The organism is Pseudomonas monteilii NBRC 103158 = DSM 14164, from assembly GCF_000730605.1.
Lineage (GTDB): Bacteria > Pseudomonadota > Gammaproteobacteria > Pseudomonadales > Pseudomonadaceae > Aquipseudomonas > Aquipseudomonas monteilii.
In genome coordinates, this window is the sequence record NZ_BBIS01000018.1 from 63,482 (window position 1) to 87,815 (window position 24,334).

Below are 24,334 nucleotides of genomic sequence, written 5' to 3' on the forward strand. Positions count from 1 at the left end.
TCATGATGAGTGTCGATGAAAAACGTATTCGCGAATTCGCCTACCAGATCTGGGAGTCCGAGGGTAAGCCTGTAGGCGAGGAAGAGCGCCACTGGGACATGGCCCGCAAGCTAGCCGAGGCTGAGGCACTGGCACCGAAGGCGGAGCCGCGCAAGCGGGCGCCGGCCAAGCCCAAGGTAGCAGCTGAGCCCAAAGCGCCTGCCGACCCCAAGGTAGCTGCCCTTCCGGGCGTCAAACCCGCTGCGGCGAAAAAGCCCCGGGCGGCGAAAAAACCGGCTGCCGGTTAAGCCTGCACCGGCCTCTTCGCGGGCTCGCCCGCTCCCACACGTACAGCATCAACCTCCAGCGCTGTGGAGGTACTGTGGGAGCGGGCAAGCCCGCGAAGAGGCCGGTGCAGGACTAAACAATTCCCCTTCCACCAAGGCCCCTGAGGATTGCCATGAGCCCTCGCACCCCAAAGAAAACCCGCTCAGTTGCCCCATCGCGCATCCGCGAAGGCCTGCCCTTCCCCCTTGGCGCCACCTGGGATGGCCTTGGGGTGAATTTCGCCCTGTTCTCGGCCAACGCCACCAAGGTCGAGCTGTGCCTGTTCGACTCCACCGGCGAACAGGAAATCGAGCGCATCGAACTGCCCGAGTACACTGACGAGATCTACCACGGCTACTTGCCCGACGCTCACCCCGGGCTTGTGTATGGCTACCGGGTATACGGCCCCTACGAGCCAGAGAACGGCCACCGCTTCAACCCCAACAAACTGCTGATCGACCCCTACGCCAAGCAGCTGGTCGGCAGCCTGAAATGGTCCGAGGCGCTGTTCGGCTACACCATCGGCCACCCCGACGGCGACCTGTCGTTCGACGAACGCGACAGCGCGCCCTTCGTGCCCAAATGCAAGGTGATCGACCCCGCGTTCACCTGGGGCCGCGACCAGCGCGTGCTCATCCCCTGGGAACGCACCATCATCTACGAAGCGCACACCCGCGGCATCAGCATGCGCCACCCGGCCGTACCGGAAGAACTACGTGGCACCTTTGCTGGCCTGGCCAATGACGAGTTGCTCAAGCACATCAAGGAACTGGGCGTTTCCAGCATCGAGTTGCTGCCAATCCACGCCTTCGTCAACGACCAGCACCTGCTGGACAAAGGCCTGAACAACTACTGGGGCTACAACAGCATCGCCTTCTTCGCCCCCCACCCGCGCTACCTGGCCAGCGGCAAGATCGCCGAGTTCAAGGAAATGGTCGCGCACCTGCACGACGCCGGGCTGGAGGTGATTCTGGACGTGGTCTACAACCACACCGCCGAAGGTAACGAGCGTGGCCCCACCCTGTCGATGCGCGGCATCGACAACGCCTCGTACTACCGCCTGATGCCGGACGACAAGCGCTACTACATCAACGATTCCGGCACCGGCAACACCCTGGACCTGAGCCACCCCTGCGTGCTGCAACTGGTCACCGACTCGCTGCGCTACTGGGCCGGCGAAATGCATGTGGATGGCTTTCGCTTCGACTTGGCAACCATCCTGGGCCGTTACCGCGAAGGGTACAGCGAGCGCCACGGTTTCCTCGTTGCCTGCCGACAAGACCCGATGCTGAGCCAGGTCAAGCTGATTGCCGAACCCTGGGACTGCGGCCCCGGCGGCTATCAGGTCGGCAATTTCGCTCCGGGCTGGGCCGAATGGAACGACCGCTTCCGCGACACCGTGCGGGCGTTCTGGAAAGGCGACGAAGGCCAGCTGGCCGACTTTGCCTCGCGCATGACCGCCTCGGGCGATATGTTCAACAACCGTGGCCGGCGCCCGTATGCCTCGGTCAACTTCGTCACCGCCCACGATGGCTTCACCCTGCGCGACCTGGTGTCTTACAACCACAAGCACAACGAAGACAACGACGAGAACAATCAGGACGGCACCGACAACAACCTGTCGTGGAACTGCGGCGTGGAAGGGCCGACCGACGACCCGGGCATCAATGCCTTGCGCATGCGCCAGATGCGCAACTACTTCGCCACCTTGCTGCTGGCCCAAGGCACGCCGATGATCGTTGCCGGCGACGAGTTCAGCCGTACCCAGCACGGCAACAACAATGCCTACTGCCAGGACAGCGAGATCGGCTGGGTGAACTGGGACCTGGACCAGGACGGCGAGGAGCTGCTGGCCTTCGTCAAACGCCTCACCCGTCTGCGCCTGGCCTACCCGGTGCTGCGCCGCTCGCGCTTTCTGGTGGGGGACTACAATGAGGCCATCGGTGTCAAGGACGTGACTTGGCTGGCACCCGATGGCAGCGAAATGAGCGTGGAGCAATGGGAAGATCCGCACGGGCGTTGCCTGGGCATGCTCATCGACGGTCGTGCGCAGGTCAGTGGTATTGCCCGGCCGGGTGCCGAGGCCACCGTATTGCTGATCTTCAATGCTCACCATGACATCGTGCCGTTCAAGTTACCGGCTGTGCCAGAAGGCGAGTACTGGAGCTGCCTGGTCGATACCGACCGGCCGGAGCTGCGCAAGGGGCAGCACTTGCAGTTCGACAGCACGTTCGAGGTCAAAGGGCGGTCGATGCTGCTGATGGTGTTGCAGCACGAGGAAGACTGAATCACCTGGCAGTGCAGGTGAGCGCTAGCAATCATTCTTCATAGCCGGGGCGCGGCAAATAGCTAACCCGGCTATGCCCTACTTCTTTGCTCAAAAAATCAAGGGCTTGAGCCCAACCACGAAGCGTGAACAGTTCTTTCACGCTTTCTTGACGCAAGCGGCGTCGTCTCCTTAGCTGAAGATTATCTAGCAGTAAAGATCTCGCGCCGGGCCTCTAGCTCGCGCCTTTGTGCGCGCTTGCGAAGGCTGGCGTGCTGGTTTGGGTCGCCCCCTGTTTTTGCCGTACAGCTCGTGACAACAGACCAGGTCCTCGGGCTGTAACTCACAAAAACAAAGGAGATCCGCCATGAAATGCACCTCGAACCCCTTGCGCTTCGACAGCATTTTCTACGCGGTTTCCACGTCGCTGCTTCTGGCAACCCCGGTGGAAACGTTCGCGTACGAATTGCAGGGTGACCCCACCTCGCCCGGCTTTTTGCAGCAGGCTGCGGTGCCGCAGCTGTCGCTTGACCCGGTCAGCGCCAGTGGCCTGAGCATCGGCACGCTGAATGCCTTTTCACAGAAGATGAGCGAACGCCACGGGCAGGCGGCACCGGACCTGGTTGCCAGCCAGTGGGCGCAGTTTTTCCCGACCACCTCGCGCAACGGCGCACAACCCCCGGAGCAGCTTGAGGCACCCAGCCAGCAACTGATGATAGGCCCGGACCTGTTCGTGCGTGAAACGGCTGCGGGTAATGTGCATCGCGCAGGGATTTTCGTGGGGCACAACAACCTGCAAAGCAGCTTCAACGGCATGCGCCCACTGTTGGGCGACAAGCAGCGCAATGCGGTGAACCTAAGCGGGGAAAGCCTGGGCGTTTACTGGAGCATGACCCATGAACAGGGCTGGCACCTGGACGCCGTGGCCATGGGCTCGCGCATCGATGTGCTGGGACGTGGCGAGAACGGCCAGCGCGTGGACGACAACGGCCATGCGATGACCTTTTCGGTGGAAGGTGGTTACCCGATTCGCCTGGGTGGCAACTGGGTGATCGAACCCCAGGCACAGTTGATCAACCAACAGTTCTTCCCCGGGAACCAGGTGCAGGAAGAAACCCTGCAGGCCTTTGACAGCCAGCCGAGCTGGAGTGGCCGGGTGGGTGCGAAATTGTCCGGGCGCTACGAAGTGCGCGGCATGCCGATTGAACCCTATGTGCGGACCAACGTGTGGTATGACTTCAGCAATGCCGACGAGGTGAAGCTGGACCAGGTCGACAAGATCTCCAGCTCGCGCTACTCGACCACGGTGGAATTGGGGTTGGGGTTGGTGGCGCGGGTGACGCCTTCGGTGGCCTTGTTTGTGAGCGCAGATTACAGCAGTGACGTGGATGACAATGATTTGAATGGGCTGATTGGTAGCCTTGGGGTGAGGATGCGGTGGTAGAGGCAGGCCCGGCCTCATCGCGATTAAGCTCGCGCCTACAGGGGTGTGCGATACCTGTAGGAGCGAGCTTGCTCGCGATGAGACCGGGACAGCCAGCCAACTAGATGGGCTTGAGCACCAATACCCCAAGCGGAGGCAAGTTCAACGCCAGCGACAGCGGCTGCCCATGGCTGGCCACTGCCTCACTGGCCACCGCGCCCAGGTTACCCACATTGGAACCTGCGTAAAGCTCGGCATCACTGTTCAACAACTCCTGCCAACGCTCACCAAACGGCACGCCAATCCGATACCCCTCACGCGGCACCGGGGTGAAGTTGGCCACCACCAGCACCGGCTCGCCACTGCTGCTCCAGCGCAGCCAGGCGTACACGCTGTTCTGCGCATCATCACCGATCAACCACTGGAAGCCCTGCGGCTGACAGTCCTGCTCATGCAGTGCGGGCACCTCGCGGTACAGCCGGTTGAGATCGCTTACCAGCCGCTGCACACCTTGGTGCTCGGGGTACTGCAACAGGTACCAGTCCAGTTCGCTGTCATGGTTCCACTCACGCCACTGGCCGAACTCGCAGCCCATGAACAGCAGCTTCTTGCCCGGGTGCGCCCACATGAAGGTGAGGTAGGCACGCAGGTTGGCGAACTTCTGCCAGCGGTCGCCGGGCATCTTGTCGATCAGCGAATGCTTGCCATGCACCACTTCGTCGTGGGAGATGGGCAGGATGAAGTGCTCGGAGTAGGCATAGATCAGCCCGAAGCTCATCTCGTTGTGGTGGTAGGTGCGGTGCACCGGGTCGTTCTGGATGTAATGCAGGGTGTCGTGCATCCAGCCCATGTTCCACTTGTAGGCAAAGCCCAGCCCGCCTTGCTGGGTCGGCTGGCTGACACCAGGCCAGGCGGTGGATTCCTCGGCGATGATGAGCGCGCCCGGGGCCTCGTGGGCGGCCACGCCGTTGAGGTGACGGATGAAGTCGATGGCTTCCAGGTTCTCGCGCCCGCCGTAGCGGTTGGGCACCCACTCGCCGGCCTTGCGCGAGTAGTCGCGGTACAGCATGGAAGCCACCGCATCGACCCGCAAGCCGTCGATGTGGAAGTGCTTCAACCAGTGCAGGGCCGAGGCCATCATGAAGCCGCGCACTTCGTTGCGGCCCAGGTTGTAGATCAGGGTGTTCCAGTCCTGGTGGTAGCCTTCCAGGGGGTTGTCGTATTCGTACAGGGCGGTGCCGTCGAAGCGCGCCAGGCCGTGTTCATCGGTGGGGAAATGCGCGGGCACCCAGTCCAGCAGCACGCCAATGCCGCCTTGGTGGCAGGCATCGACGAAGGCGGCGAAGTCCTCGGCACTGCCGTAGCGAGAAGTAGGCGCGAACATCGACAGCGGCTGGTAGCCCCAGGAGCCGCCGAACGGATGCTCCATGATCGGCAGCAGTTCGATGTGGGTGAAGCCCAGTTGCTGTACGTAAGGCACCAGGCGCTCGGCCAGTTCGCGCCAGTTGTAATAGCGCCCGACTTCGCCCGCTTCATCCAGCTCGCAGCGCCACGACCCAGGGTGCAGCTCGTAGATCGACAGCGGCGCGTTGTAGGTATGGCGCTGCGCGCGCTGTGCCATCCAGTCGTGGTCCTGCCAGTCGTGGCTCAGCGCATGGGCGACCTTGGACGCGGTGCTCGGCGGCAATTCGGTGGCGCGGGCCAGCGGGTCGGCCTTCAGCGGCAGAATCCCCTCCTTGCCCAGCACCTCGAACTTGTAGGTTTCGCCCACGCCCAGGCGCGGCACGAACAGCTCCCACACCCCGGCGCTGTGGCGCAGGCGCATGGGGTGGCGGCGGCCGTCCCAATTGTTGAAATCACCGACGACCGACACCCTGCGGGCATTGGGCGCCCACACCGAGAAGCACACGCCGTCGATGCCTTCGACCTGGATCGGCTGGGCGCCGAAACGCCCGGACAAATCGCGATGGTTGCCCTCGGCGAACAGGTACAGGTCCATGTCGCCAAGCTGTGGGCCAAAGCTGTAAGGGTCTTCAGTCACCTGCTCGCCGCCGGCCCAGCCGATGTGCAACAGGTAGGGCTGTGCCTCATCAAGGTGCGCGCTGAACAACCCGGGCAGGCTACCCTGCTCCATTTCGGCGAGGATGCGCCCGTCATGCCGCGCCAGGATGCGCACATTCAGGGCATTGGGCAGAAAGGCGCGAACCACCTGCCCGCCCGCACCGTCACCATGGGGGCCGAGTACCGCAAATGGATCGGCGTGTTCGGCGCGGGCCAGGGCGTCGAGGTCCCGTTGCCGAAGGCCACCGTTTTCACGCGTTGTAACGTTCATTCTGACTCTCCCCAGGTACCGAATCGTCCATGCAGGCCATGCAAAGGCACGGCCAGCCAGCTTGGACGGTTCTCGGCTTCGTATGTAATTTCGTAGGCAGCTTTTTCCAGGCAGAACAGTTCCAGTGCGGCGCGCTCGCCCTGGGCCTGTTGCCAGGCATGGGGCATGGCGGCGGTGGCCAGGCCGTAGGCTTCGACGAAGGCGTGGCGCGACTGATGCAGGTACTGCCGGGCAACCCGCTGACGCGCCTGGCGCGCCGGGCCGGAAAGGTCGACCGCAGACGCGCTGCGCAAGATCATGGCAGCAGCATAGTCGAAGGATCGCAGCACGCCGCTCACATCCTTGTACGGGCTGTGTTTTGCCCGCCTCGCCTCCAGCGGTCGGGACGGTTCGCCTTCGAAATCGATCAGGTAGGCATCGCCCTGCACCACCAGCACCTGGCCCAAGTGCAGGTCGCCATGCACGCGCATCAGCAGGCCACCTTGGGCCTGCCCGGCCAGCTGGCTGATGTGTTGGGCCAGGCCGTCACGTTGTTGCTGCAGGTCGTCGACCAAGGCCTGGCTGTCGCTGTCAAGGTTGTCGCGGTGCTGGGCCAGCAAGTCGAGGGCACGGGTCAGTTCGGCGCTGATCTGCGTGGCCCAGTGCTGGCTGTCGCTGGCATCGCTGGGGCGCGGGCGGAACGCCTCATCGTCAGTGGGTGCCGCCAACAGCAGGTGCATTTCACCCAAGCGCTGGCCAAGCAAGGCCGCGAAACCGCTGAGTTCGGCCAGCGCGTCGGTGTGCGGCTCGGCATCATTGGCGGTGGGCTCCATCTGGTCGCGGATCGCCCGCTCCAGGGTGTTCTGGGTCCAGGCCCAGGCATCGCCCTGGTTGTTCAGGTAGCCCTGGGCAATCATCAGCAAATGGGGCGCATGTTGTTCGTCCACCCGGCTGACCCAGGCCAGCAACGGCGAGATATTGGCAAAGCCGGCAGCGGTGAGGTAGGCACTCATTTCCAGTTCGGGGTGGATACCCGGGTTGACCCGGCGGATCAGCTTGAGCACCACCCGGTCGCCGATCACCACCGAGCTGTTGGACTGTTCGGCGCTGAGGTAGCGCACTGCACTTTCGTCGTTCAACGCCAGGCCTGCCAACGGCTCCGTGCTTTCGAAACGCAGCTCACCCTCGCCGTTGCCACACGGCAGGCGCATGCCCTCCTGGCAGGCGCGCAGCACGGCGCGGATGAAGGGTTCGAGGACGAAGGCATCGGTGATCAGGCCGACCTGATGGGCGCGGCGCACCCGCGACAGGGCCAGTTGCTGCGGCAGCGCGGTGTTGATGTCCTCTTCGCGCAACAGGCCGAACGGCAGCTGATACCGATTGGCCGTGCCGTCGCCGAGCACTTCGATTTCGCTGAGCAGAACTGGCGTGGTGGCGGTGCCGAAGCGTACGCCATAGCACAGCCTGACTGCGTCGATTGGCCCTTCCTTGCCGGCGAACCAGCGCCGTTTTGGCAAGTATTGCGGCAGGATGCTGTTCTGAAGGGTGTCGCTTGACGGAGCTTCCAGCAATTCTTCCATGCGTTTGCGCAGCACTAGCGTAGTCAATTCGGGTAACCCCTCAGTGGCCTGGACGTGCCAGCTGGGCATGCGGTCGTGCGAAGCCAGCAGGAACCAGTAGAAGGCATAGGGTGGCAAGGTGAGCAGGAACGGCAACTGGCCAATCGGCGGGAAGGCGCTACCGCCGAGCATCTCCACCGGCACTTTGTCGGCGTAGTGTGACAATTCCAGTTCGGCGGCCTGGGCGGCACGGGAAACGTTGGCCACGCACAGGATCACCTCGGTATTGCCATCGGCATCGGTGTGCTCGCGGATATAGGCGAGGATACGCCGGTTGCTGGGCGTGAGCGTGCGCAAGCTGCCACGACCAAAGGCCTTCTGCTGCTTGCGCACCGCCAGCATGCGCCGCGTCCAGTTCAACAGCGAATGCGGGTCGTGGCTCTGGGCTTCGACGTTGACGGTCTGGTAGCCGTACAGCGGGTCCATGATCGGCGGCAACACCAGGCGCTGCGGGTCGGCGCGCGAAAAGCCGCCGTTGCGGTCTGGCGACCACTGCATGGGCGTGCGCACGCCATCGCGATCACCCAGGTAGATGTTGTCACCCATGCCCAGTTCGTCGCCGTAGTACAAGGTCGGCGTCCCGGGCATCGACAGCAGCAAGCTGGTGAGTAGCTCGATACGCCGGCGGTCACGCTGCAGCAGTGGCGCCAGGCGCCGGCGGATGCCTAAGTTGATGCGGGCGCGGCGGTCTTCGGCGTAGTAGTTCCACAGGTAGTCGCGCTCGCGGTCGGTGACCATTTCCAGGGTCAGCTCATCGTGGTTGCGCAGGAAGATCGCCCATTGGCAGTTGGCGGGGATTTCCGGCGTCTGGCGCAGGATGTCGGTGATCGGAAAACGATCTTCCATGGCCAGGGCCATGTACATGCGCGGCATCAGCGGGAAATGGAAGGCCATATGGCACTCGTCGCCTTCGCCTTCGCCGAAGTACGGGCGGGTGTCCTCGGGCCACTGGTTGGCCTCGGCCAGCAGCATGCGGTCGGGGTAGTTGGCGTCGATTTCGGCGCGGATGGCCTTCAGGACATCGTGGGTTTCGGCGAGGTTTTCGTTGTTGGTGCCATCACGTTCGATCAAGTAGGGGATGGCATCCAGGCGCAGGCCGTCGACGCCCAGATCGAGCCAGAAACGCATAACGCCGATCACCGCCTTGAGCACTTGGGGATTGTCGAAATTGAGGTCGGGCTGGTGCGAATAGAAGCGGTGCCAGAAGTACTGGCCGGCGACCGGGTCCCAGGTCCAGTTGGACTTTTCAGTGTCGAGAAAGATGATGCGCGTGCCGTCGTACTTCTGGTCATCGTCCGACCACACGTAGAAGTCCCTTGCCTTGCTGCCGCGCTTGGCATGGCGGGCACGCTGGAACCACGGGTGCTGGTCGCTGGTGTGGTTGATGACCAGTTCGGTGATCACCCGCAGGCCGCGCTTGTGGGCCTCGGCGATGAAACGGCGGGCGTCTGCCAGGCTGCCGTAATCAGGGTGCACGGCCTTGTATTCGGCGATGTCGTAGCCGTCATCGCGCCGTGGCGAGGGGTAGAACGGCAGCAGCCACAGGGTGTTGACGCCCAGCTCGGCGATGTAGTCGAGCTTGCTGATCAGGCCGGCGAAGTCGCCGATGCCGTCGTTGTTCGAATCGAAGAACGACTTGATGTGCAGCTGGTAGATGACGGCGTCCTTGTACCACAGCGGGTCGTCGATGAAGGCTGCCGGGCGGGAACGCTTGGCCATGGGTGACTCCTTTCTATCCTTTGTTGCTCTAGCCCTGATGCAAAAGCAACTGACTGGACACGATCCCTATGAGAGCGGGCGTGTGTACCTTGCTAGCGGGCGTTTTCGATACGCCAGATACCGAATGGCTGGTGCCAGGGCTCGATGCGCATGAACTGGGTCTTGCCATACCACGACCAGCGGTGGCCGTTCATCAGGTCTTCGCCATGGGTTTCGGCGTTGTCGTCCAGGCCCAGCTCCCACAGCGGCAGCTCGAAATGCGCCTCCTGGGCGTTGTGCGGATCGAGGCTGATTGCCACCAGGATGTAGTTGTCGCGCTCGGGCGTGCGTTTGGCGAAGTACAGGATGTTGTCGTTCCAGCAGTTGAAGAACGCCACGCCCAGGTGGGTCTGCAAGGCGCGGTTCTGGCGGCGGATGCGGTTGAGCTGGGCGATCTCGGCAATGATGTTGCCAGGCTGGGTGAAATCCCGTGGGCGGATTTCGTATTTCTCCGAATCCAGGTACTCCTCCTTGCCCGGCAGCGGCGTGCCTTCGCACAGTTCGAAGCCCGAATACATGCCCCACAGCCCCGAGCCCATGGTGGCCAGTGCGGCGCGGATGAGGAAGCCGGCGCGGCCGGAGGTGTGCAGGAAGTACGGGTTGATATCCGGCGTGTTGACGAAAAAGTTGGGCCGGTAGCACTGGCTCCACGGCGGCTGGTTGAGCTGCTCGTAGAATTCGCGCAGCTCCTGTTTGGTGTTACGCCAAGTGAAGTAGGTATAGCTTTGCGCATAGCCGACCTTGCCCAGCCGCGCCATCATGGCAGGCCGGGTGAAGGCCTCGGCAAGGAAGATCACGTCCGGGTGCCGGGCGCGCACGTCGGCAATCAGCCATTGCCAGAACGGCAGCGGTTTGGTGTGCGGGTTGTCGACGCGGAAGGTTTTTACGCCCTCCTCTACCCAGCCGATGATCACATCGCGCAGGGCCAGCCACAGGCTCGGCACTGCGTCGGGGGCGTAGAAGTCGACGTTGACGATGTCCTGGTATTTTTTTGGCGGGTTCTCGGCATAGCGGATGGTGCCGTCCGGACGCCAGCTGAACCAGCCTGGGTGCTCCTTGAGCCAGGGGTGGTCCTGAGAGCACTGGATGGCGAAGTCGAGGGCGATTTCCAGGCCATGCTCGGCAGCCGCAGCCACCAAGCGGCGGAAGTCGTCGCGGCTGCCCAGCTGCGGGTGGATCGCATCGTGGCCACCTTCGGCGCTGCCGATGGCGTAAGGGCTGCCCGGGTCGCCCGGCTGGGCCGTGAGTGCGTTGTTGCGGCCTTTGCGATGTTGCATGCCAATGGGGTGGATGGGCGGGAAGTACAGCACGTCGAAGCCCATGTCGCGGATCATCGGCAGGCGTTCGTGCACATCGTTGAACGTGCCGTGGCGCTTGGGGTCGTCAGTGATCGAGCGTGGGAACAACTCGTACCAGCTGGCAAACTGGGCTGCCGGGCGGTCAACATCAACGGGGAATTCACGGCTGCGAGCCAAGTAGCTGCGGTGTTCGGCCTCACTCATCAGGCGTGCGGTGGTCGGGTCGAGAAACAGCGCTACCTGGTCGTCGGTACCGAGTGTGGCCAGGCGCTGCTGCGTGTCCTGTAGCGCTTCACGCAGGGCGCCTTTGCACAGATCGATGCCTTTGCCCAGCATCAACCGGCCCTCTTCCAGCTCCAGCGTTACCTCGACACCGGCGTGGTACTTTTTCTCCAGGTCGTAGCAATAGGTGGCGAACGGGTCGACCCAGGCTTCGATGCTGAACAGGTGTGGGCCCAGCTCGGTGGGGGTGAACTCGGCCAGCCAAAGGTCGTTGCCCGGTGAGTGCATGGGCACGCAATGCCAGCGGCGGCTATTGGCCTTGCGCCAGCTGAGCATCACCGCCAGGCGGTCGTGGCCATCGCAATAGACGTTGCTGCTGACCGCCACCGGCTGGCCGCTGATGGCCTTGGCGGCGAAGGTGCCTGCTTCGAGAACGGGTTGGGTGTCTTCGATCACGATACGCGGCGCCAGCAGCGCCTGGGACAAGCTGATGGCCTGATCCGCGTGATCATTCGCCGTGGGCACGCTTTCAAAGGGCTCGTTACGTGACATCGACCTTGCTCCCTCAGGCTGGTGGCGGTAAGGGTTCAGAGCCGGGCACAGGCGTGGGGTTCAAAAAAATTGAGCGAACGGCAGCTGCGCGAAGTCGAAGCCTGCAGCACCTCTTCATTCACCCACGCGAGGTCAGGCCATGAACATTCCCATTCCACCGGAAACCCCCGATCCCAACATCGACGACCCCAGCTTGCCGCCGCCCGTGCCGGAAGAAGAACCGGACGAACTGCCGATCAAGCCGACGGTGCCACCGACGGTGGGCGATCCGCCGAATCAGGAGCCACCGGTGAAAGCCTAAGGGTAGACCACTGCACCTGATATTTTTGCCAGTAGCGGTGCCGACGGGTTGTGCTGAAGATTGAGGCATTCGATTGCACAACTCGAGCCGCCTTTATCGTGGCCCCCGCAACCCGTCGGAAACGATCTTACATTCAGAGAAGCAATTCTATCAGAGGCGCTTACCAATGACTGAACACTACTTCTATCGTGGGACTAACCTTGTCACAACACTGCAGCCTTTTAATAATACTACTGTATTTTCCCATGACCGTAAGACCATGGCCTTTCTGAAGGCTTCTCCCGTCCAACCGTCCATTGCCTTAGTCGCAGTAGATAGCCAGAGGTCGCCAGCTCAATGCAATTCCATGGCGGCAAATCAACAAATCATATTCAGCGTGTACGGGCATGCACCGGGGAACAATTTAATGCCGGTCGCATTCAAGGGGGAGCGGCTTGATCCTTTAAGTTGCAGCTATTTACTCGGGATGGGATATCGTAGTTACAGCCCGGTTTTGATGAGATTCGCCAGCCCCGATGTTGACAGTCCGTTCGACCGCGGAGGTCTTAACCCCTATGCTTTTGTATTGGGCGACCCAGTAAATTACAGCGACCCTGATGGGCACGGAATCGGTGTATTTATCCAGCCACAATTGAAAATTGTCCGCCCCTACACTACATTCGGAAAGCCTAGACGAGACAACAAACATCTCAAGGACATTGTCGTGACCAGCGGCAGAGAATTTGGCCAAAGTGAGTATACGATGGACGTCATTTTTGGCCACGGCGACGGAACAAAAGTGGGAGGCTTGACACCCACCGCTTTAAAAGAGCAACTAAAAGCAAATAATGCCCCGCTTTCTAAAGGCCCGATTCATCTTATCGCCTGTATGGCAGGCGCAACGGCGGCGACACATGGCGACGGTTTTCCAAAGGTCGCATACGGCCAACAGTTTGCCAACATTATGAAAAGGCCGGTAACCACATATACCGAACCTGTAATTTTTGACTTAGGTCTTAATCCCTCACTCACAATGATTGACTTGGAGCTTCAGGAGTCAAGCTATCTGTTTTCAAACCCGGTTACTTTCTACCCCGACAAGCGAGGCAAGGAATCTGGTAGCGGACTGCTACGAAGGCTCGTATCGAACCTTCGCGCCTAGTCGCGAGTAAGCGCACGCTTACACGTATTCACAGTCATCTGGCCAAGTGAGCCCTGCATGGACTTACCCGCGCCGGTACCCTTTATGCCGAATTTCAGCCCGATGGCACAGCCGAAATCTCCGCCACACTGATCTCCCGCATGCGGAACTTCTGCACCTTGCCCGTCACCGTCATCGGGTATTCGTCAACGAAACGGATATGCCGTGGCACCTTGAAGTGTGCGATGCGTGCCTTGCACCAGCCCTGCAGCTCTTCCACGGTGGCGCTGTGCCCGGGGTGCAGCTTGATCCAGGCCACAATCTCTTCGCCGTATCGGCTGCACGGAATGCCGATCACCTGCGCATCGGCCACCGCCGGGTGGGTGTAGAAGAACTCTTCCAGTTCACGCGGGTAAATGTTCTCACCGCCGCGAATGATCATGTCCTTGTTGCGCCCGACGATGCGCACGTAACCGTGCGCGTCCATCACCGCCAGGTCGCCCGAGTGCATCCACCCCGCCGGGTCGATGGCGCCCGCCGTGGCTTGGGGGTTGTTCCAGTAACCCAGCATCACGCTGTAACCACGGGTGCACAGCTCGCCGATCTCACCGCGCGGGACGATGCAGCCGTCGGCGTCCACCAGTTTGTTCTCCAGCTGCGGCTGGGTGCGGCCGACGGTGGTCACGCGTAGCTCCAACTCATCGTCGGGGCCGGTTTGCAGCGATACCGGGCTGGTTTCGGTCATGCCATAGGCAATTTGCACTTCGGCCATGTGCATCTGGTCGATGACCCGGCGCATGACTTCGATCGGGCAAGTGGCACCGGCCATGATGCCGCTGCGCAGGGTCGACAGGTCCATGCCTTGGCGAGCCGGGTGGTCGAGCATGGCGATGAACATGGTCGGCACGCCGTACAGGATGCTGGCACGCTCCTCGGCCACAGCGCGCAGGGTGAGTTCGGCGTCGAAGGCATCGTTGGGGTAGATCATGGTGCTGCCGTGGGTGATGCAACCGAGGTTGGCCATGACCATGCCGAAGCAGTGATACAGCGGCACCGGGATCACCATGCGGTCGCGCTCGGTCAGGCCCAGGCTTTCGCCGACCATGAAGCCGTTGTTGAGGATGTTGTAGTGGCTGAGCGTGGCGCCCTTGGGCGCGCCGGTGGTGCCGGAGGTGTACTGGATGTTCACCGGCTGGTCGAACTGCAGGCTTTGCTGACGAGCGGTGTAGGCCTCTGTCGAGGTCTGCCCTGCCCTCTCAGCCAGCGCCTGCCAGGGCAGGAAGCCGGCAGGCGGGTTGGCCGCCAGGCTGATGACCCCGCGCAACTCGGGCAGGCGTTCGCACGCCAGTTCGCCTGGCGTGGCACTGGCCAGCTCCGGCGCCAGTTCCTGGACCATGGCGTGATAATCGGAGGTCTTGAAGGCATCGGCGCACACCAGCCAGCAGCAGCCGGACTGGCGCAACACGTATTCCAGTTCGCCCACGCGGTAGGCGGGGTTGATGTTGACGAGAATGGCGCCGACCTTGGCGCTGGCCAGTTGCAGGATGCACCACTGCGCGCAGTTGGGTGACCAGATGCCGACCCGGTCCCCGGTGTTGACGCCCAGGGCCATCAGGGCGCGGGCATGGGTATCGACCTGCTCGGCCAGCTGTCGCCAGCTGTAGCGAAAGCCCTGATGACGCGACACCAGTGCCTCGCCGTCAGTACAACGGGCCACCGTGGCATCGAAGGCCTGGCCGATGGTCTGGGTCAGCAAGGCTTGGTCCTGGCGACCGCGGGTATAGCTCGGTTGACTCATGGGTGTCCCTTCTTGTGGTTGTTCTGGGCACGGCTGAAGCAGCGGGAATACTCTGGCGCAGATTTACGTTTACGTAAAGGTGACGAGCAGATTGACAGTCATCGCACACAGGTTTACGTTAACGTAAAGGTGATCAACAGCACAGGGCCGGTGTAAAGGCCTTGAGCTACGGTGTAACCCAATTTCAAGAACAAGAAGGTGCCCCAGCATGCATTACCCCTCCCTGAACTTCGCCCTGGGCGAAACCATCGACATGCTCCGCGACCAGGTCCGCGCCTTCGTCGCGACCGAACTGGCCCCGCGCGCCGCACAAATCGACCACGACAACCTGTTCCCTGCCGACATGTGGCGCAAGTTCGGCGACATGGGCCTGCTGGGCATCACCGTGTCGGAAGAGTACGGCGGCGCAGGCCTGGGCTACCTGGCCCACGTGGTGTCGATGGAAGAAATCAGCCGTGGCTCAGCCTCGGTGGCACTGTCCTACGGGGCCCATTCCAACCTGTGCGTCAACCAGATCAACCGCAACGGCACCCATGAGCAGAAGCTCAAGTACCTGCCCAAGCTGATCAGCGGCGAGCACATCGGCGCACTGGCCATGAGCGAGCCCAACGCCGGCTCCGACGTCGTGTCGATGAAGCTGCGTGCCGAGAAGCGCGGCGACCACTATGTGCTCAACGGCAGCAAGACCTGGATCACCAACGGCCCCGACGCCAACACCTACGTGATCTATGCCAAGACCGACCTGGACAAAGGCCCGCACGGCATCACCGCCTTCATCGTCGAACGTGACTGGAAAGGTTTCAGCCGCAGCAACAAGTTCGACAAACTGGGCATGCGCGGTTCCAACACCTGCGAGCTGTTCTTCGACGGTGTGGAAGTGCCGCAAGAGAACATTCTCGGCCAGCTCAACGGTGGCGTGCGCGTGCTGATGAGCGGCCTGGACTACGAGCGCGTGGTGCTGTCCGGCGGCCCGACCGGCATCATGCAAAGCTGCATGGACCTGGTGGTCCCCTACATTCATGACCGCAAGCAGTTCGGCCAGAGCATCGGCGAGTTCCAGCTGATCCAGGGCAAGATCGCCGACATGTACACCCAGCTCAACGCCAGCCGTGCCTACCTGTACGCCGTGGCCCAGGCTTGCGACCGTGGCGAGACCACCCGCAAGGACGCCGCCGGGGTCATCCTGTACACCGCCGAACGCGCCACGCAAATGGCCCTGGAGGCGATCCAGATTCTCGGTGGCAACGGCTACATCAACGAATTCCCGGCCGGCCGCCTGCTGCGCGACGCCAAGCTGTACGAAATCGGTGCCGGCACCAGCGAAATCCGCCGGATGCTGATCGGCCGCGAACTGTTCAACGAAACCCGCTGAACATAAAGGACGGGCGCACATGGCTACCTTGCACACCCAGATCAACCCGCGTTCGGCGGAGTTCGCCGGCAACAGCGCGGCCATGCTTGAACAGGTCCAGGCCCTGCGCGGCCTGCTTGCCCAGGTGGCCCAGGGCGGCGGGCCCAAAGCCCAGGAGCGGCACACTTCACGCGGCAAATTGCTGCCGCGCGAGCGCATCGACCGCCTGCTGGACCCAGGCTCGCCGTTCCTCGAAATCGGCCAGCTGGCCGCCCATGAGGTGTACGGCGAAGACGTGCCGGCTGCGGGCGTGATTGCGGGTATCGGCCGCGTCGAAGGCGTGGAATGCATGATCGTGGCCAACGACGCCACGGTGAAGGGCGGTTCGTACTACCCGCTGACGGTGAAAAAGCACCTGCGCGCGCAGGCCATCGCCCTGCAAAACCGTCTGCCATGCATTTACCTGGTGGACTCGGGCGGCGCCAACCTGCCGCGCCAGGACGAAGTATTCCCGGACCGCGAGCACTTCGGCCGGATCTTCTTCAACCAGGCCAACATGAGCGCGCAGGGCATCCCGCAGATCGCCGTGGTGATGGGTTCGTGTACCGCTGGCGGTGCGTATGTGCCGGCCATGGCCGACGAAGCGATCATGGTACGCCAACAGGCAACGATCTTCCTCGCCGGCCCACCGCTGGTAAAAGCCGCCACCGGTGAGGTGGTCAGCGCCGAAGACCTCGGCGGCGCCGATGTGCACTGCCGCACCAGCGGCGTGGCCGACCACTATGCCGACAACGACGAACACGCCCTGGCGATCGCCCGGCGCAGCGTGGCCAACCTCAACTGGCACAAGCTGGGCAAGCTGCAGCGCCTGGCCCCGGTGGCGCCGCTGTATGCGGCCGACGAGCTGTATGGCGTAGTGCCGGCCGATGCCAAGCAACCGTTCGATGTACGTGAGGTGATCGCTCGGCTGGTCGATGGCTCGGTGTTCGATGAGTTCAAGGCGCTGTTCGGCACCACCCTGGTGTGCGGTTTCGCCCACCTGCATGGCTACCCGGTGGCGATTTTGGCCAACAATGGCATCCTGTTCGCCGAAGCCGCGCAAAAAGGCGCGCACTTCATCGAACTGGCCTGCCAGCGCGGCATCCCGCTGCTGTTCCTGCAGAACATCACCGGCTTCATGGTCGGCAAGAAGTACGAAGAAGGCGGCATCGCCAAGCACGGTGCCAAGTTGGTGACCGCCGTGGCCTGCGCCCAGGTGCCCAAGTTCACGGTCATCATCGGCGGCAGCTTCGGCGCTGGCAACTATGGCATGTGTGGCCGCGCCTACGACCCGCGTTTCCTGTGGATGTGGCCCAACGCACGCATTGGCGTGATGGGCGCCGAACAGGCCGCAGGCGTGCTGGCCCAGGTCAAGCGCGAGCAAAGTGAGCGTAGCGGCCAGCCGTTCAGTGCCGAGGACGAGGCCAGGCTCAAGCAGCCGATCCTCGACCAGTACGAGCACCAGGGCCACCCCTACTACTCCAGCGCTCGCCTGTGGGACGACGGCGTCATCGACCCGGCACAAACCCGCGACGTGCTTGGCCTGGCGTTGTCTGCCGCGCTGAACGCGCCGATCGAACAGAGCCGCTTCGGCATTTTCCGGATGTGACCCATGAGCGATTTCAGCACCCTCGAAGTGATCCGCGACCCACGCGGTTTCGCCACCCTGTGGCTGAGCCGCGAGGACAAGAACAACGCCTTCAATGCGCAGATGATCCGCGAGCTGATCGTGGCCATCGACCAGTTGGCCGAAGACGCCAGCCTGCGTTTCGTGCTGCTGCGCGGCCGTGGCCGGCACTTCAGCGCCGGCGCCGACCTGGCCTGGATGCAGCAATCGGCGCAGCTGGATTTCAACACCAACCTGGATGATGCCCACGAACTGGGCGAACTGATGTACGCACTGCACCGCCTCAAGGCCCCTACCCTGGCCGTGGTGCAAGGTGCAGCCTTTGGCGGCGCGCTGGGCCTGATCAGTTGCTGCGACATGGCCATTGGCGCCGAAGACGCCCAGCTGTGCCTGTCGGAAGTACGTATCGGCCTGGCCCCGGCGGTCATCAGCCCGTTCGTGGTCAAAGCGATGGGGGAACGCGCCACACGCCGCTATGCCCTCACTGCCGAGCGTTTCAGTGGCGTGCGGGCCCGCGAGCTGGGCTTGTTGGCGGAGGTGTATCCGGCCAGCGAACTGGACGCTCAGATCGAGTCCTGGGTAACCAACCTGCTGCAGAACAGCCCGCAGGCGTTGCGCGCCACCAAGGACCTGCTGCGCGAAGTGGACGACGGCGAACTCAGCCCGGCCCTGCGTCGCTACTGCGAGAACACCATCGCCCGTATCCGCGTCAGCGCCGAAGGCCAGGAAGGCCTGCGCGCCTTCCTGGAAAAACGCCGCCCCGCCTGGCAAACCGATGACAAGAAGGAGCCGCGCCCATGAGCCGCCCCGTTTTGACCACCCTGCTGGTCGCCAACCGCGGCGAAATCGCCTGCCGGGTAATGCGTACCGCCAAGGCCATGGGCCTGACCACCGTCGCCGTGCACAGCGCCACCGACCGTGACTCACGGCACAGCCGCGAAGCGGATATCCGCGTTGACCTGGGAGGCACCAAGGCCGCCGAAAGCTACCTGCTGGTCGACAAACTGTTGGCCGCCGCCAAGGCCAGTGGCGCCCAGGCCATCCACCCGGGCTATGGCTTCCTGTCCGAGAACGCAGGCTTCGCACGCGCCATCGAACAGGCCGGGCTGATCTTCCTCGGCCCACCGGCCAGCGCCATCGATGCCATGGGCAGCAAGTCGGCAGCCAAGGCGCTGATGGAGGCTGCCGGGGTGCCGCTGGTGCCGGGCTACCACGGTGAAGCGCAGGACGTGGACACCTTCCGCGCCGCTGCCGAACGCATTGGCTACCCGGTGCTGCTCAAGGCCAGTGCCGGCGGCGGCGGCAAGGGCATGAAAGTGGTCGAGGAAGAAAGCCAGCTGGCCGACGCCCTGGCTTCCGCCCAGCGTGAAGCACAGTCGTCGTTCGGCGATGCGCGCATGCTGGTTGAAAAGTACGTGCTCAAGCCTCGCCACGTAGAGATCCAGGTGTTCGCCGACCAGCACGGCAACTGCCTTTACCTCAACGAACGCGACTGCTCCATTCAGCGCCGCCACCAGAAAGTGGTCGAAGAAGCCCCTGCTCCCGGCCTGTCACCTGAACTGCGCCGGGCCATGGGTGAGGCGGCAGTACGCGCAGCCCAGGCCATCGGCTATGTAGGAGCCGGTACCGTAGAGTTTCTGCTCGACGCTCGCGGTGAGTTCTTCTTCATGGAGATGAACACCCGTCTGCAGGTAGAACACCCGGTCACCGAGGCCATCACCGGCTTGGACCTGGTGGCCTGGCAGATTCGCGTGGCCTGCGGTGAGGCGTTGCCGATTACCCAGGAACAGGTGCCGCTGATCGGCCATGCCATCGAAGTGCGCTTGTATGCCGAGGACCCGGCCAACGAATTCCTGCCGGCGACCGGCAAGCTGGCGCTGTACCGTGAGTCGGCGCCGGGTGAAGGCCGGCGGGTGGACAGTGGGGTCAGTGAAGGTGACGTGGTGTCGCCGTTCTACGACCCGATGCTGGGCAAGCTGATCGCCTGGGGCGAGGACCGCGAACAGGCCCGCCTGCGCTTGCTGGCCATGCTCGACGAGTTCGCCATTGGCGGGCTGAAAACCAACATCGCCTTCCTGCGCCGCATTCTGGCCCACCCGGCATTTGCTGACGCTGAGTTGGATACCGGCTTCATTCCGCGTCACCAGGAGGTGTTGCTACCAGCGCCAAACGCACTGCCGGCCAGCTTCTGGGAGGCAGCAGCCGAAGCCTGGCTGCAATGCCAGGCCGGGCATCAGCGTGAGGACGACCGCCGTTCGCCGTGGGGTGAGCGCAACGGCTTGCGCTTGGGCCTGCCGGCACGCACCAGCCTGCACTTGGTAAGCAGCGGGCAGGACCAGGCGGTTGCCCTGGAGCGCAGCGCTACGTCCACCTACCAGCTGGTGGGCGAACAGCTGGTGCATGACCAGGCCGGTGTGCGCCGCCAGCACCTGGCGATCCGCCGGGGTGGCACGCTTTACCTGCACTGGGATGGCGAGATGCACGCCATTGAGGCCTTCGACCCGATTGCCGAAGCCGAGGCCAGCCACAGCCATCAGGGCGGCTTGGGCGCGCCCATGAACGGCAGCATCGTGCGGGTACTGGTCGAGCCGGGGCAAGTGGTGGAAGCAGGTGCCGCGCTGGTGGTGCTGGAGGCCATGAAGATGGAGCACAGCATTCGTGCGCCGCATGGCGGGACAGTGAAAGCGTTGTTCTGCCAGGAAGGGGATATGGTCAGCGAAGGGACGGTGTTGGTCGAGCTGACAGAGTGAGGTCAGCGGGGGCTGCTTTGCAGCCCCTTCATTCTAGAAGGCACCGTGCACTCGCACGACCACTCCGAGAAACTCGCAACCTTCTTCACAGAGCAGCGTCGGGTAGTTGTTATTGAGGGCCTTCAGGTACCGCTGCCCGCCGTCCTCAACCAACTCGCGAAAAATCGCGGGTTTGCCCGGCTGACGAGCGATAACCAAACGCCCCGCCTCAACCTCCACCCCAGGATCAACCAGCATCCGCATGCCCTGTGGCACACTGCGACCACTGACGGCGCTCATCGCGTCGTTCTCAACTGTCAGCCAGAATGCTTTGCCTTGGGCTAGGTAATCCGTCTGTTCGAACACGCTGGGCTCCTCAGCATCTGTAGCACCCAACTCACTCCAGTCCTTGACCGGGTAGCGGAAACACACGATGTACTGCATGAGGTCCAGGTCGTCCTCGGCATCATCCACCCCGTAGGCGCCACGCTCCTCGCCAACCTGGCCCTGAATGCGCAGCTGCAGACTGACGTTGTAATGGGGCATGCCAATCTCGACAAACGTGCGGTTCATCGACTCGATCTTCGGCTGACGCCGCTTGTTCACCCAATGCCCCACACTGCCTTGAGACACACCAACGCGCTCGGCAAGCTGCTCCTGGGTGAGCCCTAGCTCCTCCATCCGGTCGCGGACGAGGGCAATCCATTTATCCATATTCATCGCTGGCACGATACGGACTGCCTTCAAGCGCTCAATAAACATTCAGTATTATTTATCTCAACGCATAAAAATACTCTAGGTATTAGTATCGGGTTCACCCCTTTCCTTACTGGCTCTAGCAGGTATCAGGATGAAACCATCGAAAAACGACGAAACAGATCTCGACAGCGAAGCAGCCCGTCGCGCGCTCGACTACTACCTCAACCCCAACCCGCCACGCCCCACGCTGGACAACAAGATCTGGACCTTGCACGAGGGCGTAACCGGCGACCAGGCCCAGGAGCACGCCATCGCTCTGCTGCGCTGCGCTGCCGCCACCGCCCAGGAAACAGCCACCCACCAGCACGGCAGCCAGCGCGAGCTGACCTTCGCCCTGATGCACATGATGGACATGGCTCGCGCCCTGCTGGAGCACAAACGCGCCGCAGAACCGGGTTTATAGGCAAGAAAGAAGGGAGAAAACGTGATAGCCGCGTATCGGCAAAGGCCCCGATTGCCGGGCAAGGAAGCGCATCGGTAAAACTTTTTTACCGAAAGGACGAAAATTCATTTGACTGGCAAATGATAACGATTATTATTGCACTCAGCTGATCGCAAGATCCGCTGGATAACCTGGAGCTTAGGTCGCTCTCAGATTATCTCCTCATCAGGCTAATCACGGTTTTTGACCCGGCTTTTTGCCGGGTCTTTTTTTTGGCTCTTCAGGCTAATGAAGATCGTGATGGCGCGCATGATAGCAAAGGTGTTTCAGGGCGTGAACGCTCATTACAAAACTTTGCGGAATCAGCAGTTGAGAATCAATCTCGTTTCGTCTACGCTGATCACGCATCAAGGAAGATGCCCCCATCCCCTCCCCCTTTGTAGAGCAAGGAGCTGTCCATGACCCGTCTGCTACTGCCCCTTGAGCACCCAGGCCCGGTTGCCGCACATGATGCCGACCACGCCCTGCTGCATGCCCTGAAACGGCTGCCCCGGCGCGTACAGCAAGTGTTCCTGCTCAACCGCCTCGACCAGCTGGGCTTCGCCGCTATCGCTGCCCGCCTGAACCTGCCATTGGCCAGTGTCGAGCGGAACATGGAACAGGCGCTGCAGGCCGGCCGCTCGCGCCGGGATGTGCTGGCGAGTGTTGCCGGGCAATGGTATGTGCGCTTGCAAAGCCCACAGGTGACGGCTTGCGAGCGGATCGACTTTCGTCGCTGGCTGGATGCAGACCCGGCAAACTTGCAGGCGTTTCACGAGACGGAGCTGCGCTGGCGCAGCCTGCTGGCACCGGCTCGGCAGCTTGGCCACGACGGCTGGTACCGGCAAGGCCGGGCGGCGTTGTCGCTGGGCGGTTGTTCGGTTGCGGTCGGGCTGGGTGTGGCGGCGTTGGTGCTGTTTGGTTTCTGGGCTTGATCACCTCCTTAGGCTCTGTAAGAAGAGAAATGCTGGAAACACCGCATGAAACAAGCCAGCGAGACCATGGGGTGTTTGAAGGCGGGCCTGCAATCGCGGCTGAAAAAGCACCGCTATGAGCTTTTTATGAAAGCGGGTCGTTCGACTTCGATGCATCTTAGGTCCTGTGTGAAAAGTCTGAAACGAAGGTAAGGCATGGCGAAAACAGCCGAGGCGCGGCCGGATTTCGCCCGACTTTACGGGTTGCAAATGAACATTCCGAGGCTGCTCTAAACGCAGCATCACCGAGTTCAAGGCTTTTCACACAGAGTCTACTGCCCCCTATTCCGAACAGACCTAGTGTGGTGTTTCAGAAATACCACTGAAAATCATTTGCCCAGCGCTCGCGCCGCGCGAGCGACTGAGGCAAGGATGTCCTCGGCCTATTTGTGCCACCGAAATGGCTTCGGGTTCTGGTTGTAGGTTTCCAGATAGTGCTCGATCGACGCCTCCAGATCCTTAACGCTGACATGTGCCTGCCGCTTGATCCACCTCTCGCTCAGCGTTGAGAAAAACCGCTCAACCAGATTCAACCAAGACGCCGAGGTAGGCGTGAAGTGGATGTTGTAGCGCGGTCGCGCCGCAAGCCACGCCCTGACTTTGTCGGTCTTGTGAGTCGCGTAATTGTCCATGATCAGATGGATCGGCATATCGGCAGGCACTGACACATCGATCTCCCTTAGAAAGGCGAGGAACTCAATACTGCGATGTTGTCGTTTGAGTCGGCCAATCACCTCACCGGTTGCCACATCCAGGGCCGCGAACAGCGAGGTCGTTCCGTGTCGTTTGTAGTCATGTGTGCGGGTTGCAGGGTTACCTGGAGAGAGCGGTAGGCCAGGCTGTGTGCGGTTCAGCACTTGGATCTGGCTCTTCTCATCAACGCAAAGCACCAAGGCTCGTTCGGGTGGGTTCAAGTAGAACCCAACGATGTCGTGAACCTTGTCGACAAACAACGGATCAGTGGAAAGCTTGAAGGTCTTTTCCAAGTGCGGCTTGATCCCGAACGCGTGCCAGATGCGCATCACGCTTGCAGGAGAGAGGCCCGTCTCACGACTCATCCGTCGCGTGCTCCAATGACTGGAATCGTCGGGCTTACCTTGCAGCACTTGGTTTACCACTTGCTGAACTTGCTCATCGGAAATGGTGCGAGGCCGGCCAGAGCGCGGTTCATCGTTCAGCCCCAGCAGCCCCAACTTAGAGAAGCGCTGACGCCACCGTGACACAACATCCTTGCTCGTCCCCAAGCGCTGAGCGATGTCATTGCCTGACTCGCCTGCGGCACAGGCGAGGATTATCTCCGCACGCAGCCGAGCGTCTTGAGCGCCTTTACGGAGCTTGATGCGGCGTAGCAGCTCTGACTTTTCGGTTTCGGAAAGGGTAATGACGGTTGCTGGTCGACCCATGTCGATGGCCTTGGAGAGTTGGCTTCTACAGAGCCTAGCTCAGATTTTCAGCGGTAT

The 24,334-nt window shown here is 62.1% G+C and carries 18 protein-coding genes; 11 read left to right on the forward strand and 7 right to left on the reverse strand.

All coding sequences use genetic code 11. The features are described from left to right. The first annotated feature begins 5 nt into the window (after nucleotides 1–5). Together PM2_RS11130 and glgX are read left to right on the forward strand one after the other, a co-directional pair. Complete coding sequence (locus tag PM2_RS11130; RefSeq protein WP_371059035.1) at nucleotides 6–287, forward strand: DUF2934 domain-containing protein; 282 nt, start codon at nucleotides 6–8, stop codon at nucleotides 285–287. 152 nt (nucleotides 288–439) lie between these two features. After that, nucleotides 440–2,593: a glycogen debranching protein GlgX gene (glgX, locus tag PM2_RS11135; RefSeq protein ID WP_016711536.1), complete on the forward strand. Its 2,154-nt coding sequence runs from the start codon at nucleotides 440–442 to the stop codon at nucleotides 2,591–2,593. Between the two features lie 31 nt (nucleotides 2,594–2,624). Here glgX and PM2_RS31790 read toward each other — a convergent pair whose 3' ends face one another. Then, nucleotides 2,625–2,750 (reverse strand): hypothetical protein, encoded by a 126-nt coding sequence (locus PM2_RS31790; protein WP_256127519.1) that lies wholly within the window; start codon nucleotides 2,748–2,750, stop codon nucleotides 2,625–2,627. Between the two features lie 189 nt (nucleotides 2,751–2,939). On the opposite strand from PM2_RS31790, the gene PM2_RS11140 reads away from it, so the two are divergent. Continuing rightward, entirely contained in the window at nucleotides 2,940–4,016 is a 1,077-nt protein-coding gene (locus PM2_RS11140) for an autotransporter domain-containing protein (RefSeq protein ID WP_016711537.1), read from the forward strand. A gap of 100 nt (nucleotides 4,017–4,116) precedes the next feature. Here the strand turns inward: PM2_RS11140 and glgB are convergent, their stop codons facing one another. The 3 genes from glgB to PM2_RS11155 form a co-directional block, all read right to left on the reverse strand. Beyond that, entirely contained in the window at nucleotides 4,117–6,327 is a 2,211-nt protein-coding gene (gene glgB, locus PM2_RS11145) for a 1,4-alpha-glucan branching protein GlgB (RefSeq protein WP_028699032.1), read from the reverse strand. Then, nucleotides 6,324–9,644 (reverse strand): maltose alpha-D-glucosyltransferase, encoded by a 3,321-nt coding sequence (gene treS / locus PM2_RS11150; RefSeq protein WP_028699031.1) that lies wholly within the window; start codon nucleotides 9,642–9,644, stop codon nucleotides 6,324–6,326. Before treS ends, glgB begins: the two co-directional genes overlap by 4 nt. Nucleotides 9,645–9,736: 92 nt before the next feature. Then, on the reverse strand, nucleotides 9,737–11,755 hold the full coding sequence (locus PM2_RS11155) for an alpha-1,4-glucan--maltose-1-phosphate maltosyltransferase (protein ID WP_028699030.1): 2,019 nt from the start codon (nucleotides 11,753–11,755) through the stop codon (nucleotides 9,737–9,739). Nucleotides 11,756–11,894: 139 nt separating this feature from the next. On the opposite strand from PM2_RS11155, the gene PM2_RS31175 reads away from it, so the two are divergent. Together PM2_RS31175 and PM2_RS29515 are read left to right on the forward strand one after the other, a co-directional pair. Continuing rightward, nucleotides 11,895–12,056, forward strand: coding sequence for a hypothetical protein (locus PM2_RS31175; RefSeq protein ID WP_016711541.1), 162 nt, complete (start codon nucleotides 11,895–11,897; stop codon nucleotides 12,054–12,056). A gap of 166 nt (nucleotides 12,057–12,222) precedes the next feature. Then, nucleotides 12,223–13,197, forward strand: coding sequence for an RHS repeat-associated core domain-containing protein (locus PM2_RS29515; protein WP_080578072.1), 975 nt, complete (start codon nucleotides 12,223–12,225; stop codon nucleotides 13,195–13,197). 94 nt (nucleotides 13,198–13,291) lie between these two features. Here the strand turns inward: PM2_RS29515 and PM2_RS11165 are convergent, their stop codons facing one another. Beyond that, nucleotides 13,292–14,974, reverse strand: coding sequence for an AMP-binding protein (locus tag PM2_RS11165; RefSeq protein ID WP_016711543.1), 1,683 nt, complete (start codon nucleotides 14,972–14,974; stop codon nucleotides 13,292–13,294). A 208-nt stretch (nucleotides 14,975–15,182) separates the two neighbouring features. Between PM2_RS11165 and PM2_RS11170 the strand changes: the two genes are divergently transcribed. Genes PM2_RS11170 through PM2_RS11185 form a run of 4 tightly spaced genes read left to right on the forward strand, consistent with a single transcriptional unit; the run spans nucleotide 15,183 to nucleotide 20,741 of the window. Next, nucleotides 15,183–16,346 carry an isovaleryl-CoA dehydrogenase gene (locus tag PM2_RS11170; protein ID WP_016711544.1) on the forward strand — a complete coding sequence of 388 codons (1,164 nt, stop codon included), beginning with the start codon at nucleotides 15,183–15,185 and terminating at the stop codon, nucleotides 16,344–16,346. Nucleotides 16,347–16,365: 19 nt separating this feature from the next. After that, nucleotides 16,366–17,973, forward strand: coding sequence for a carboxyl transferase domain-containing protein (locus tag PM2_RS11175; RefSeq protein ID WP_016711545.1), 1,608 nt, complete (start codon nucleotides 16,366–16,368; stop codon nucleotides 17,971–17,973). A gap of 3 nt (nucleotides 17,974–17,976) precedes the next feature. Further along, on the forward strand, nucleotides 17,977–18,792 hold the full coding sequence (locus PM2_RS11180) for a gamma-carboxygeranoyl-CoA hydratase (protein WP_016711546.1): 816 nt from the start codon (nucleotides 17,977–17,979) through the stop codon (nucleotides 18,790–18,792). Next, nucleotides 18,789–20,741 carry an acetyl/propionyl/methylcrotonyl-CoA carboxylase subunit alpha gene (locus PM2_RS11185; RefSeq protein ID WP_016711547.1) on the forward strand — a complete coding sequence of 651 codons (1,953 nt, stop codon included), beginning with the start codon at nucleotides 18,789–18,791 and terminating at the stop codon, nucleotides 20,739–20,741. Before PM2_RS11180 ends, PM2_RS11185 begins: the two co-directional genes overlap by 4 nt. Nucleotides 20,742–20,774: 33 nt before the next feature. Here PM2_RS11185 and PM2_RS11190 read toward each other — a convergent pair whose 3' ends face one another. Next, the gene (locus tag PM2_RS11190) at nucleotides 20,775–21,482 is read right to left on the reverse strand and encodes a S24 family peptidase (RefSeq protein WP_016711548.1); all 708 of its coding nucleotides are present in this window, start codon (nucleotides 21,480–21,482) and stop codon (nucleotides 20,775–20,777) included. Between the two features lie 88 nt (nucleotides 21,483–21,570). Between PM2_RS11190 and PM2_RS11195 the strand changes: the two genes are divergently transcribed. Together PM2_RS11195 and PM2_RS11200 are read left to right on the forward strand one after the other, a co-directional pair. Further along, the gene (locus PM2_RS11195; protein WP_016711549.1) at nucleotides 21,571–21,882 is read left to right on the forward strand and encodes a DUF6124 family protein; all 312 of its coding nucleotides are present in this window, start codon (nucleotides 21,571–21,573) and stop codon (nucleotides 21,880–21,882) included. 437 nt (nucleotides 21,883–22,319) lie between these two features. After that, entirely contained in the window at nucleotides 22,320–22,835 is a 516-nt protein-coding gene (locus tag PM2_RS11200; protein WP_016711550.1) for a DUF4880 domain-containing protein, read from the forward strand. Nucleotides 22,836–23,257: 422 nt separating this feature from the next. On the opposite strand, the gene PM2_RS11205 is transcribed toward PM2_RS11200, so the two are convergent. Further along, complete coding sequence (locus tag PM2_RS11205) at nucleotides 23,258–24,277, reverse strand: IS630 family transposase (RefSeq protein WP_016711551.1); 1,020 nt, start codon at nucleotides 24,275–24,277, stop codon at nucleotides 23,258–23,260. Between the last annotated feature and the right edge of the window lie 57 nt (nucleotides 24,278–24,334).

Coding starts and splice junctions, on each gene's coding strand:
- PM2_RS11130 (WP_371059035.1), top strand. CDS start 6: ATGAGTGTCGATGAAAAACGTATTCGCGAATTCGCCTACCAGATCTGG.
- glgX (WP_016711536.1), top strand. CDS start 440: ATGAGCCCTCGCACCCCAAAGAAAACCCGCTCAGTTGCCCCATCGCGC.
- PM2_RS11140 (WP_016711537.1), top strand. CDS start 2,940: ATGAAATGCACCTCGAACCCCTTGCGCTTCGACAGCATTTTCTACGCG.
- glgB (WP_028699032.1), bottom strand. CDS start 6,327: ATGAACGTTACAACGCGTGAAAACGGTGGCCTTCGGCAACGGGACCTC.
- treS (WP_028699031.1), bottom strand. CDS start 9,644: ATGGCCAAGCGTTCCCGCCCGGCAGCCTTCATCGACGACCCGCTGTGG.
- PM2_RS11155 (WP_028699030.1), bottom strand. CDS start 11,755: ATGTCACGTAACGAGCCCTTTGAAAGCGTGCCCACGGCGAATGATCAC.
- PM2_RS31175 (WP_016711541.1), top strand. CDS start 11,895: ATGAACATTCCCATTCCACCGGAAACCCCCGATCCCAACATCGACGAC.
- PM2_RS29515 (WP_080578072.1), top strand. CDS start 12,223: ATGACTGAACACTACTTCTATCGTGGGACTAACCTTGTCACAACACTG.
- PM2_RS11165 (WP_016711543.1), bottom strand. CDS start 14,974: ATGAGTCAACCGAGCTATACCCGCGGTCGCCAGGACCAAGCCTTGCTG.
- PM2_RS11170 (WP_016711544.1), top strand. CDS start 15,183: ATGCATTACCCCTCCCTGAACTTCGCCCTGGGCGAAACCATCGACATG.
- PM2_RS11175 (WP_016711545.1), top strand. CDS start 16,366: ATGGCTACCTTGCACACCCAGATCAACCCGCGTTCGGCGGAGTTCGCC.
- PM2_RS11180 (WP_016711546.1), top strand. CDS start 17,977: ATGAGCGATTTCAGCACCCTCGAAGTGATCCGCGACCCACGCGGTTTC.
- PM2_RS11185 (WP_016711547.1), top strand. CDS start 18,789: ATGAGCCGCCCCGTTTTGACCACCCTGCTGGTCGCCAACCGCGGCGAA.
- PM2_RS11190 (WP_016711548.1), bottom strand. CDS start 21,482: ATGTTTATTGAGCGCTTGAAGGCAGTCCGTATCGTGCCAGCGATGAAT.
- PM2_RS11195 (WP_016711549.1), top strand. CDS start 21,571: ATGAAACCATCGAAAAACGACGAAACAGATCTCGACAGCGAAGCAGCC.
- PM2_RS11200 (WP_016711550.1), top strand. CDS start 22,320: ATGACCCGTCTGCTACTGCCCCTTGAGCACCCAGGCCCGGTTGCCGCA.
- PM2_RS11205 (WP_016711551.1), bottom strand. CDS start 24,277: ATGGGTCGACCAGCAACCGTCATTACCCTTTCCGAAACCGAAAAGTCA.